This window comes from Gluconacetobacter brunescens, from assembly GCF_048695475.1.
Taxonomy (GTDB): domain Bacteria; phylum Pseudomonadota; class Alphaproteobacteria; order Acetobacterales; family Acetobacteraceae; genus Gluconacetobacter.
On the sequence record NZ_JBLHEN010000001.1, the window covers coordinates 1134989 to 1147309 of the forward strand.

At 66.1% G+C, this 12321-nt stretch carries 9 protein-coding genes; 4 read left to right on the top strand and 5 right to left on the bottom strand.

The genetic code is table 11. From position 1 onward, the window contains the following. Positions 1-4 precede the first annotated feature (4 nt). The 5 genes from ACMAUO_RS04970 to ACMAUO_RS04990 all read right to left on the bottom strand — a co-directional run bounded on the left by ACMAUO_RS04970 (position 5) and on the right by ACMAUO_RS04990 (position 6850). Entirely contained in the window at positions 5-2170 is a 2166-nt protein-coding gene (locus ACMAUO_RS04970; RefSeq protein WP_420357204.1) for a TonB-dependent receptor family protein, read from the bottom strand. A 269-nt stretch (positions 2171-2439) separates the two neighbouring features. After that, positions 2440-2973 (bottom strand): flavin reductase, encoded by a 534-nt coding sequence (locus tag ACMAUO_RS04975; protein ID WP_420355862.1) that lies wholly within the window; start codon positions 2971-2973, stop codon positions 2440-2442. A 25-nt stretch (positions 2974-2998) separates the two neighbouring features. Further along, positions 2999-4174, bottom strand: a complete 1176-nt coding sequence (ssuD, locus tag ACMAUO_RS04980; RefSeq protein ID WP_420355863.1) for an FMNH2-dependent alkanesulfonate monooxygenase — start codon at positions 4172-4174, stop codon at positions 2999-3001. Position 4175: 1 nt separating this feature from the next. Beyond that, the gene (locus ACMAUO_RS04985) at positions 4176-5615 is read right to left on the bottom strand and encodes an LLM class flavin-dependent oxidoreductase (protein ID WP_420355864.1); all 1440 of its coding nucleotides are present in this window, start codon (positions 5613-5615) and stop codon (positions 4176-4178) included. Beyond that, positions 5612-6850, bottom strand: a complete 1239-nt coding sequence (locus ACMAUO_RS04990) for an acyl-CoA dehydrogenase family protein (protein ID WP_420355865.1) — start codon at positions 6848-6850, stop codon at positions 5612-5614. Before ACMAUO_RS04990 ends, ACMAUO_RS04985 begins: the two co-directional genes overlap by 4 nt. Positions 6851-7261: 411 nt before the next feature. On the opposite strand from ACMAUO_RS04990, the gene ACMAUO_RS04995 reads away from it, so the two are divergent. From ACMAUO_RS04995 to ACMAUO_RS05010, 4 genes are read left to right on the top strand one after another with little or no spacing between them, the layout of a single operon-like run. Then, entirely contained in the window at positions 7262-8923 is a 1662-nt protein-coding gene (locus ACMAUO_RS04995; RefSeq protein ID WP_420355866.1) for an ABC transporter substrate-binding protein, read from the top strand. Continuing rightward, a complete protein-coding gene (locus ACMAUO_RS05000) occupies positions 8920-9858 on the top strand; it encodes an ABC transporter permease (RefSeq protein WP_420355867.1) in 939 nt (312 codons plus the stop codon). Before ACMAUO_RS04995 ends, ACMAUO_RS05000 begins: the two co-directional genes overlap by 4 nt. Beyond that, entirely contained in the window at positions 9855-10721 is an 867-nt protein-coding gene (locus ACMAUO_RS05005) for an ABC transporter permease (protein WP_420355868.1), read from the top strand. The genes ACMAUO_RS05000 and ACMAUO_RS05005 overlap by 4 nt, the downstream gene beginning before the upstream one ends. After that, positions 10718-12304 carry a dipeptide ABC transporter ATP-binding protein gene (locus ACMAUO_RS05010; protein ID WP_420355869.1) on the top strand — a complete coding sequence of 529 codons (1587 nt, stop codon included), beginning with the start codon at positions 10718-10720 and terminating at the stop codon, positions 12302-12304. Before ACMAUO_RS05005 ends, ACMAUO_RS05010 begins: the two co-directional genes overlap by 4 nt. Positions 12305-12321: the final 17 nt, after the last annotated feature.

Genomic DNA, 12321 nt, shown 5'->3' on the forward strand with positions numbered 1-12321 from the left:
CCCCTCAGTTGAAGCCCAGCGACACGCCGGCGAACACGCCCAGCCCATCGCCCGGCTGCATCACCGACAATTGCCTGCCTGCCGCGATATATCCCGGCACGACGATGGCGGCATAATGCGTGTTGGCCAGATTATTGACGCTGAGAAACACCTGCCGATGCTTGCCCGGCCACTCATAGCCGACATTCAGGTTGTAGATGTGATAGGACGGCGCAAAATAGGTCTCGTCATACGCGGCCCCGACCTTCGACGAGACCTGGGCATTGAAGCCGGCATAGAACCCCGCCTTGGTGTCCAGATGAATCTCGCCCTGATAGAAATGCTCCGGAATCCCCGGCAGCCGGTTATTGCCGAACACCGAATCATGGCGGAAGCGGAAATCCTGCCACGTATAGGCCTGCCGCAGCGAAAGCCTGTTGCCCGCCCATTCATATAGCGTCGTTTCCAGCGAAGCCTCGACCCCCTGATGCGTCGTCGGCGAGGCATTGCCGTAGATCGAGGCCCCGATGGCCTGCGAAGCCGGCGTCATCACCGACAGCAATTCATTGCGCACGTTGGAATAATAATAGGTCAGGCTCCATTTGTTCCGCCATGCCTGCCCGGTGGTGCCGATTTCATATGTCGTCGCCGTCTGGTTGCGCAGCTTCCCCGCGCCGGAATTCATCCCCGATTGCGGAATATTGCCGGTAAAATAAGGCCCCGCATAATTCAGGTTCCAGTCGTTGGGCGGCTGGATGCTGCGGCTGACATTGCCATACAGTTCCACATGCGGGCTGACGACATAGCGAAACCCGCCACGCGGCACGAAATTGACCGACGACTGCTTGAAGTTCGCTCCCGCCGCCGTGTACGGATACGGCACGCCCGACGATTTCTGGATAAATGCCACCGCCGCCGCCGTCGTCAGCCAGAAATTATGGAATATTTCGGTATTATTCCGAAGATGGAAGTAGTTTTCCGTCCCGCCATAGGTCACATGGCGCAAAATCTGCCCCATCGGCAACCCGGCCAGATGCCCGGTCGCCACCCGCACCCGGTTGGTCTGCCAGGCTTCGAGGTCCGACGTATCCATGAAGCCGAGCTGCGTATCGCTCTTGTGCCCGGCCAGCACGTCATGGCGCGTATAGTTCAGCGTCGCGGCAACCGTCTTGTAGCCCCAGATCTGGCTGAAGCTGGTGTTCTGGATGTCGATCGGCGCATCCTGGTAATCGAACCCCAGATCCAGTTTCGACTGGTCGTCGATCCGGATCGTGGTCGTATTCCCGTAAAACTTCGTACCGGGCTGAATCCGTATCGAATGCCAGGCCCGATAGGGCGATTGCGCCTGTTTCGGGTCCGTCAGGATCTGGTCGCGGGTCAGAAAACCCGGATACCCGTTGCGCGTCTGCCGGTAGCGGAAGAAGAAGCGCGTCGAAACCCTGTCGTTGAAGCGATAGCCGAAATTCGCATTCACCCCGAAACTGTTCGACTGCGTCTCGGTCTGGTACCCGCCGCGATAGGAATTGGTCACGCTGATATAATAATCCGCCTTGCCGATCACCTTGCCCGAACTGAGCTGTTCCTTGGTGTAGCCGAAGCTGCCGGCCTCGACGCGCGCCTGATAGGTCTGCGCGTCATAGCCGGTCTGGGTCACGTAATTGATGCCGCCCCCCAGTTGCAGCCCGCCATAATCGAAGGCATTCGCGCCCCGCAGCACTTCGGTGTAGCGCAGCCCCAGCGGCTCGAACAATTCATAGGGCGTGCCGGCCGGCGTCGTCACCGGCAACCCGTCGAACATCATCAGGATGCCCGAGCGGAAATAATTGGTGCCGACCTGAATCCCCGACCCACGGATCGACAGCCGCAACCCGTCGCCACCACCTGACGACTGCGCAAACACGCCGGGCTGAAACGCCAGCGCATCCGCATTGGTCAGGTTGCGCCCGCGCAGCACCTGCTTGGCGTCGATCACGGTCGCCGCTCCCGGCAGGCTGTCCAGTTGCGCCCGCGCCAGATCGGCTGGCGACAGCCGATGGGTCGCCACCACGATATCCTCGCCCTTCACCTGCGGTGCTGCGGCCGCAGCAGCCTTCTTCGGCGCAGGAGCGGCCGCATGGGGCGCATGCTCGGCGGCGCGGCGCGTAACCGGATCATCGGCCCAGGCGCTAGCCGCCAACGGCCCAGCCTGCATCAGGGCCAGCGCCGAGGGGCCGAGAAGCAGCCGGGCGGATAGCGAAAACGACCCCACCCGACGGGACCGGGCAAGACGACGCGAAAAGGAACGGGGCATGGCACGCGATTTCCAGAATCTGATGGAACAAGCGGAGACGATCGAATTTGCACATTTCTTGTCGTCGTTATTTTCCGTGCAACAGAAAGCACATTTCCACTTTGTTTCTTTTTATATTTGCGATTTTTATCGTGAATTATAGGCGCGCCAGATCCGCGCCCGCCCTCCCGTCAACAGGATGTCGGCAGAACGGCATAGCGCCGCGCAAACCACACCAGCCCGTCCGTCTGCTCCCCGGCCAGATGCACGTCCAGCACCTGCGCGAACACCACCGTATGGGTGCCGGCTTCCACAACGCGCTCGACCCGGCATTCGAAGGTCGCCAGCGCCCCGTCCAGCAGCGGCGCCCCGGTCACGCCCCGCTGCCAGCGCGCGCCCGCGAAACGCTCCTCCATCGTCTTCGACCGGCTGCCGAAGGCCGAGGATAGCCCCTGCTGCGCCCCGCCAAGCACATTCACCGCCAGCACCCCATGGTCGAGAACATGCGGGTGCGCGCTGGTGGTGCGATTGATGCAGACCAGCAGGGTCGGCGGCGCGTCCGACACGCTGCACACGGCGGTCGCGGTAAAGCCATGCCGGCCATTCTCGCCATCGGTGGTCACGATGGTCACGGCGCCGGCCAGCAGCGCCATGCCGTCGCGGAACCGCTGCCCGGCTTCGGCTTCAAGCGCGCCGGGCAAAGGAGCTTTTACGGAAACATTCATCTCAGCCGATCCTTCGGGTCGTTTATCAGGCGGCGCGATGGCCGGACGTGCCGGGCCGATGATCGCCGGCAATCGTCTCGCCGAACGGCCCCATATTGCTGATCGAGGCGGCACCGCGCACCGGGTGCGCCGTCGGCAGCAGCGGCAGCACCAGTTCGCCGAACTGATAGGCTTCCTCCAGATGCGGATAGCCGGAGAAAATGAAACTATCGATGCCCAGCCTGCGATATTCGTCGATCCGCTCGGCCACCGTCGCCGGGTCGCCCACCAGCGCGGTGCCCGCGCCGCCACGCACCAGCCCGACACCCGCCCACAGGTTGGGGCTGATCTCCAGCTTGTCGCGCCGCCCGCCATGCAGCGCGCTCATGCGCGCCTGGCCCACGGAATCCATCCGCGCAAACACCTTCTGCGCCTCGGCGATGGTCGCATCGTCCAGATACGAGATCAGCCGGTCCGCCTCGGCCCACGCTGCCTCATTGGTCTCGCGCACGATCACATGCAGGCGGATGCCGAACGACACCTCCCGCCCCTGCGCCTCGGCCCTGCGGCGCACATTGGCGATCTTCTCAGCCACCTGTGCCGGCGGCTCGCCCCAGGTCAGATATTTGTCGATATGCGTCGCCGCCACATCCACTGCCGCCGGCGAAGACCCGCCGAAATAAAGCGGCGGTCCGTTTTCCTGAAAGGTCGGAAACAGCAGCCGCCCGTCCTCGATGCGGAAATGCGGGCCTTCATGATTCACGGTCTCACCGCGCAGCAGGGCGCGATAGATCTCCAGGAACTCGTCGGTAATCGCATAGCGCTCGGCGTGGTCGGCAAAAAATCCGTCGCCGGCATTCTCCTTGGGGTCGCCGCCGGTCACGATATTGATCAGCAGCCGCCCGTGCGAAATCCGGTCCAGCGTCGCCGTCATCCGTGCGGAAAGCGTGGGCGATTGCAGGCCCGGCCGCACCGCGATCAGGAATTTCAGCCGCTCGGTGCTCGGCGCCAGCGCCGACGCCACCACCCAGCTATCCTCGCAACTCCGCCCGGTCGGGATCAGCACGCCGTAATAGCCCAGCGCATCCGCCGCTCGCGCCACCTGCTGCAAATAGGGCAGATCGACCGGCCGCCCGCCTTTCTGCGTGCCCAGATAACGGGAATCGCCATGGGTCGGCAGAAACCACAGCACATTGATTTTCTTGGGGATCGCGACACTCATGTCAGGATGCCTTGTTCTGGATCAGGTCAGGAAAAAGCGGCGGTGTCGGCGTGGCCAGCGCCGCCGGGTCGCGATAGCGCGCGGCGGCATGCCGGTCGGGCAGCCGGGCATTGCCGGCGCCGAACAGCCGCTCGCGCAAGGTTTCGTCGGGCGCATAGGCGGTGCGATACCGCCCCCGCGCCTGCAATTCCGGCACGATCAGGTCGATAAAGTCCCGCGCGGTCTCGAAGGAATGGTACTGGCGCAGATTGATGCCATCGATGCCATCCACATCCAGCCAGGCTTCGATCGCATCGGCCACCCGCCCCGGCGCGCCGGCAATGAAATAGCGCCCTTCGTCGAAGCGGCCGATCTGCTCCAGCGCGCTGCCCACCGTCTGCTCGGGCCGGAACCGCCGCCCCATATTGCCAAAGCGCGCACCCTCGCGCTTCAGCACGCTGGCAATCGTATCGTTCGGGTCGTAGCGGCGCAGATCCACTTCCGACTGCGCATGGATCAGCGCGCCCTCTAGGCTGTAAAACTCCCTATAGGCCTTCAGCTTTTCCTGCGCCGCCTTCTCGGTCGGCCCGGTGATGATCCCCGCCTGGACGATAAAGCGGATATCGTCGGGCCGGCGGCCGAATGCCTGCGCCCGGCGACGGGTCGCGGCGATATTGCGGCGCACATCCTCGGTCGTCTGCCCGCCGATAAACACCACTTCCGCGTGGCGGGCGGCATATTCCAGCCCCGCCGCCGATCCGGTCGCCTGAAACAGCACCGGCGTGCGCTGCCGCGACGGCTGCACCAGATGCGGCCCGGCGACCTTGAAATGCGCGCCGTGATGCTCGATCGCCCTTACCCGCGACGGATCGGTAAAGATGCCGGCCGCCCGATCGGCAATAATCGCGTCGTCGTCCCAGCTCCCTTCCCAGAGCTTGTAGAGCACGTCGATATATTCGTCGGCGATCACATAGCGCTCGTCATGCGGAATCTCGTCCTCCAGCCCGAAATTCCGCGCGGCGGATTGCAGGTAGGAGGTCACGACGTTCCACCCCACGCGCCCGTTCGTCAGCACATCCAGCGTCGCCATGCGCCGTGCGAAGGCAAAGGGCGGCTCGTAGGTGGTCGAAAAGGTCACGCCAAAACCGATATGTTTCGTCACCGCCGCCATCGCCGGCACCAGCATCAGCGGGTCGAGGTTCGGGATCTGCACCGCCTGCCGCAACGCCGCCGCCGTGCCATCACCAAAGCGGTCGTAAGTGCCCACGACATCGGCCAGGAACACGGCATCGAACAGCCCGCGCTCGGCAAGCTGCGCCACCTCCGTCCAGTAAGACAGTTCGGAAAACCGATGGCGGTTATTGCCGGGCGCCCGCCACATGCCATGCACGATATGGCCCACGCACGCCATCTCGAACAGATTGACGTGCAACTGTCGCGGCGCGCTCTCCTGGGTGCTCATGCCGACTGCTCCGTGCCCGGCGTGGTGGTGGCGGCCGGCCGCCAGATCGCATCCAGCGCCGTGCCATTCAGTTCCAAATCCCCCAGCGCGCGCGCCCGCTGCACCGCCGGATTGTGCGAGGCCAGCACACGCGCATTGCGCCAATGCCGATCCAGCCCCAGCGAGACGGCCGTGGCCGACGCCCCGCCGACCTCGAACAGCCGCGTCGTCGCTTCCAGCGCCTGCTCCAGCACGATCTGCTGCGCCTGAAAGGCAATGCGCTCGGCCTCGTCATAGAGCGGATGCGCCAGCACGCCCGAATCCCACGCCTCGGCGGCGCGTTCCAGCGCACGGGCCACATCCTCGACCAGCGCCGACGTCGAATAGGCCAGCGCCGACAACCGCCCCACCACCTGCTGCACCAGCGGATCATGGCGCTGGCTGACCTTGCCCGGCACGCCGAAGGTCCGGGTGCGCGGCCGCACGAACGCCACCGCGTCGCGCAGGGCCGCCCGCGTAATCCCCGCCAGCGTCGCCAGATGGAACAATTGGTAATAGGCGGTCAGAAAGCTGCTGCTCGGCACATGGTCGAAGGACGACCGCGCCAGGATCTGCTCTTCCGCAACCGCCACATTGTCAAAGCGCGTGGTGCCGCTACCGGTCAGCCGCTGGCCGAACCCGTCCCAGTCATCCTGCCGGGTCACGCCGGGCGCCGTCGCCGGGACCGCCAGATGCACCCGCTCGCCGTTCTCGTCGGCCACGACGATGATCCAGTCGGCATAGAGCGTGCCGGTCGAATAATATTTGGTCCCGTCCAGCCGCCAGCCGTCGCCCTGCCGCGTCAGCGTGGTGCTGGTGCCGGTGCTGTCGGTCAGTTCGGCCATCGCCGCGCCAAACAGCGCGCCATCCACGATGCGGGCATACCAGGCCGCCGACCGCGCCCGGTCGGTGTCCCGCCGCCGTCCTTCGATGAAGGCAAAATGCGCCCGCACGATCTGCGGCAGGTTGGAATCCGCCGCCGCCAGTTCGGTCAGCAGGCGAAAGCTCTCCACCAGCCCCACGCCCGCGCCCCCGGCCTCGCGCGGCACCCGCAACCTCCCGAATCCCGCCTCACGCAACCACGATACCGCCTCATAGGGGAGGTTTCGCCCCTGCTCGCGCGCCACCGCACCCGCGGCGATCCGCTCGAACACCCCCCGCAGACCCTCCTCCGTCAGGGGGGCTGTGGCCGGCGCATCCTGTGTCAATGCGTCCATCGTCTTCCGGGACCTTCCGCCGCAAATAACAAAATTTAACGTAATTAACTTACGCGCTTCGGAGGATTATAAACGATTCACACCGAGTCAATACAGATATCACGAACAAACCACCGGAACGGACGAAAAATCCAAAACAACATACTGAATTATATAATTTAATTTTCCAAAATCACTTTTCCGGCCAATCCCGGAGCCGCCGCCGCACGCGATCGACGCCAGCACGGCAACGCCCCACACGCCCCTCGGCGCCGGGATGCTGCCACCTGCCCCTCGAGGGACCGCGCCCGAACATTATACAACGATAAATGATATATTTTATCTTGAGATTGAAAAATAACACGATAAAGATCGTCACCATCAGGAAAAATTCACGATCATTTTTAGCGGTTCATCCCCAGAAGCATGTCGATGCCCCTTCTCCCCCGCCCCGTCTCCGACCGCATCAGCCACGCGCTGTGGCTGGGCGCCGCAGCACTTCTGCTCGCCATGACGGGGTGCCGCCGCCACGATTCGCGCGCCACGGCGCACCAACCGGTCCAGGGCGGCACCCTGATCTACGCGACCGACCGCGAACCGATCTGTCTCGATCCGCACGTGCAGGGCGACATGCCGCAGGTCTTCCTGGCGGAACAATATCTCGATTCGCTGGTGGCGATGGACGGCTCAGGCCGCATCCTGCCCTGGCTGGCCACCGACTGGACGGTCTCGGACGACGGGCGGACCTACATCTTCCACCTGCGCCACGACGTCACCTTCACCGACGGCACGCCATTCACCGCCGAAGCCGTGCGCGCGAACCTCGACCACATGGTCGATCCCCACACCCAATCCAGCACCGCCGGCGGCTACATCAAGCAATATGCCGGCACCGACATCATCGACACCTACACCGCCGCCGTGCATCTCAAGACGCCTTACGCCGCCTTCCTCGAAGTGCTGGCGCAGGGCTTCCTCGGCATCGAATCCCCCCGCGCCCTGGCCCGCCCGCGCGACGAAAACTGCCAGAATCCAATAGGTTCTGGCCCGTTCCACATCGTACGCTGGGACCACCAGAGCCAGATTGTCCTGGAGCGCAATCCGGCCTATCGCTGGGCCCCGCCCACGGCCCTTCACACCGGTCCGGCGCGTCTGGACCGCATCGAATGGCGCATCATCCCCGAGGCCTCGGTGCGCTTCGCGGCCCTGCAAGCCGGCGAAGTCGACGTCATCGACTCCCTGCCGCCCGAGGCCGAAACCCCGGCCCAGCGCAACTCCGACCTCTGGCTGCTGATGGCCGACCGCCCCGGCAATCCGACCAACGGCACGCTGAACATCAAGCGCGCGCCCTTCGACGATATCCGGGTGCGCGAGGCCTTCATCCGCTCCGCCGACATCGACGGCGCGCTGGCCAGCGTCTTCTTCCACCACTACCGCCGCGCCGGCGGCCCGCTCAGCCCGACCACCCCGTTCTACAGCCCGGCCTTCGAACATCACGCCGATTACGACCCCGACCGGGCCCGCGCCCTGCTGGACCAGGCCGGCTGGACCGGCCGCACCGAAGACGGCATCCGCACCCGCGACGGGCGCAATCTGGTGGTCCACGTCCCGCTCAAGGCCTCGCTCTCGGCTGCCGAACGCACGCTGTGGGAACAGGTCCAGGCCACCGCACGCGCCACTGGCTTCGACGTGCGGCTGGAAAATGGCGACGACACCACGATCCTGGAACGCGAGGGCCACTGGGACTACGACGTCCGCATCGGCTACTGGAACACCAACACCGCCGACGTACTGCGCATCATCTTCTCCTCCGCCTTCCTCGGCGCCGCCGGCGTCGGCGGCCACCACCAGAACGAAGCCGGCTTCAGCGATCCCGCCTTCGACCAGGTCGTAAACGACGCCCTGCTGACCACCGACCCGGACAGGCGGCGCGCGCTGTATCTGCAAGCCCAGACGATCGCGGCGCAGAACTTCCTGCAGATCACGACCTATCCGCAAAGCACCCGCCTCGCCCTGTCGCACGCGGTGCATGACGTGCGGCTCGAACCCTCGCTGAACGTGACCAGCCTCTATGATGCATGGGTGACACGATGACCCACCTTCTCCACCGCGCCGCGTGGCGCCTGCTGGGCGGCCTGCTGGTGCTGCTGGCCGCGGCAAGCCTGACCTTCGCCGCCCTGCACCTCACACCGGGCGACCCGGTCACCGCCATTCTCGGCGGCGCCTCGGCCAACCCCACGCCAGAGGCCATCGCCGCCGCCCGCCATGAATACGGGCTCGATCGCCCGCTCGCGGTGCAATACGGCCTCTATATCGCCCGCATCGCACGCGGCGACCTCGGCCAGTCCTTCTCGCAGCACATGCCCGTCATCGCGGTACTGCGCGCGCAGGCCCCGCCGACACTGGCACTGATGGCCTCCTCCATGAGCGTGGCATGGCTGCTGGCACTGCTCTCGGTCGTGCCGACCGCCCGGCGCGGCGTGGCGGGGGCCATTGCCTCCACACTGGAGACGATCGGCGCCGGGCTGCCGCAATTCTGGCTGGGCATCCTGCTGCTGTGGGGCCTGGCCTTCGAATGGCGCCTGCTGCCTCCGGCCGGCAATCACGGTCTGGCGTCGCTGGTGTTACCCACCCTGTCGCTGGCCATTCCACTGGCCGGCTTCCTCGCCCAGGTCATGCGCGAATCCTTCGATCTGGCGCTGGACCAACCCTTCATCCTCACCGCCCGCGCACGCGGGCTGGGCGATGGCGCGGTCCGGCTGCGCCATGCCCTGCGCCACGCGCTCCTGCCCTGCATCAGCCTCTCGACCTGGGCGGTCGGCGCGCTGGTCGGCAACGCGGTGGCCATCGAAATCATCTTCTCGCGGCAGGGGCTGGGGCGCGAACTGTTCCTCTCCGTCGCCACGCACGACATGCCGCTGGTCTCCGGCATCGTCCTGTTCATCGCGCTCACCTACATCCTGGCCGGCCTCGCCGCCGACACGCTCATCGTCCTCGTCGATCCCAGACTGAAGGGAACGCGCCCATGACCAGCCTGTCCCTCGCCCCCTCCATGGGCCGCCTGCCCTCCCGGCGCCGCCTGCCACGTCCCGGCCATCTCGGCCCGGCGGCCGCGGTCCTGTTTCTGGCCGTGCTGACCATTGCCGCATTGGCCCCGCACCTGCTCATCCACACCGACCCGCTGGCCATCGCCCCGCGTGAGGCCTTCCACGCCCCGTCGATGGCCCATCCGTTCGGCACAGACCAGTCCGGCCGCGACATCCTGGCCAGGGTGATCTACGGCGCCCGGCAGTCGCTGGCACTGGGCTGCGGCGCCATCACACTATCGCTGAGCATCGCCACCATCCTGGCGCTGATCGGCGGTCTGGGCGGCCGCATCGCCGAACAGGGCGTGCGCTGGCTGATCGACATCCTGTTCGCCTTTCCCGTACTGGTGCTGGCGCTGCTGTGCACCGCGACGCTCGGCAGCGGCATCGGTCCGCTGATCGTCGCGATCGGGGTCGGCAGCGCCGCCGGCTATACGCGCATGGTGTTCGGCCAGGTGCTGTCGGTGCGCGACGCGGGCTATGTCGAGGCCGCGCGGGCGCTGGGCCACAGCCCGGCGCGCATCGTCGTCCGGCACATCCTGCCCAACGCCTTCCGCCCGCTGGTTGTCACCGCCACCATGGGCGTGGGGCAGACCGTCGTGTGGTCGGCCGCGCTCTCGTTCCTCGGTCTGGGCGCCCCACCGCCGGCGGCGGAATGGGGCACGATGCTGTCGATGGGCCGCGATTTCATCGCCGAGGCATGGTGGATGACCTTCTTTCCCGGCCTCGCCATCGTGTTGACCATGCTCGCCACCACGATCGCCGGCCGCGCCCTGCAACGCGCAATCGAGGGACGCGGACCATGATTCTGGAAGTCGAAAATCTCTCGGTCTCCTTCCCTACCCCGACCGGCGAGCACGTGGCAGTCCATGACCTGTCCTTCACCCTGCAACCGGGCCGGGTGGTGGCGCTCGTCGGGGAATCCGGATCGGGCAAGAGCGTCACCGCCCGCAGCCTGATCGGCCTCGCCGGACCACGGGCCCGCGTCTCCGCCCGCCGGCTCGCACTGGGCGGGAGGGATCTCCGCAACCTGTCGCCGCGCGACTGGCGCGCGCTGCGTGGACGCGACATCGGCATGGTCCTGCAGGATGCCCTGGTGGCCCTGGACCCGCTGCGCCCCGTGGGGCGGGAAATCGCCGAATCCCTGTCCGCCCACGAATGGGGCACGCGCACCACGCGCAACGAGCGGGTGCATAACCTATTGGAACAGCTCGGGATTCCCGAGCCGGCCCTCCGCGCCCGCCAGCGCCCCGACGAACTCTCCGGCGGTCTGCGCCAGCGCGCCCTGATCGCCAGCGCCATCGCGCTGACACCCCCTCTGCTGATCGCGGACGAGCCGACGACGGCGCTGGACCCATCGGTGCAAGCCCAGATCCTGCGCCTGCTGGGGCGGCTGCGCGACAATGGCACCGGCCTGCTGCTGATTAGCCACGATCTCGGCTTCGTCGCCCGCCTGGCCGATCATGTGATCGTCCTGCACCACGGCGCGGTGGTGGAACAGGGCGAGACCGCGCGGGTCCTTGGCCGGCCCATCCATGCCTATACAAGGACTCTGCTCGACGCCGATCCGGTGCGCCACCCGCCACGCGCCACCGCGCAGCGCGACACCGAGACGGCTCCGCTGCTGACCGCCCGCGACCTGTCGCTCAGCCGGCGCGGTCCCGACGGGGTCGCGCGGCGCATCCTGTCCGATGTTGGATTCAGCCTCCATCCCGGCCGTACGCTGGGCCTGATCGGGGAATCGGGCTCGGGCAAGACCACCACCGCGCGCATCGTAATGGGCCTGACGCAGCCCGACACAGGGGAGGTAACATTGATGGGTGAGCGATGGGTCCGGGGCGGGCGGCAGGGAGTGCCGGAAGGGGATCGTCGCCCCCGGCGCAGGGCAATCGCGATGATCTACCAGGACCCATTGGGGTCCTTCGACCCCCGTTGGACAGTGCGAGAAATCCTGGCGGACGCGCTATCGGTTGCCGGCAATCACGACCACGCCATCGCCACCCTGCTGGACCGCGTGCGCCTGCCCGCGTCGATCGCCGCGCGACGGCCGGCCAGTCTCTCAGGCGGCCAGCGCCAGCGGGTAGCGATCGCGCGCGCGGTCGCGGTCCGCCCGGCGCTGATCGTGTGCGACGAGCCGGTTTCGGCGCTGGACGTTTCCGTGCAGGCCCAGGTGCTGGACCTGCTGGAGGAATTGCAGCGCGAACTGAATATGGCCTATCTGTTCATCTCGCACGATCTGGGCGTCATCCGGCGGATGTGTGACGATGTTCTGGTGATGCAGGCCGGCCGGATTGTCGAGGCGGGTCCGGCGGCAGAGATTCTGACCGCTCCCCGCCACACTTTTACCCGCACCCTGCTGGATGCCGCACAGGATCTTTCCGCCGCCTGACAGAAAGAGATAATCCC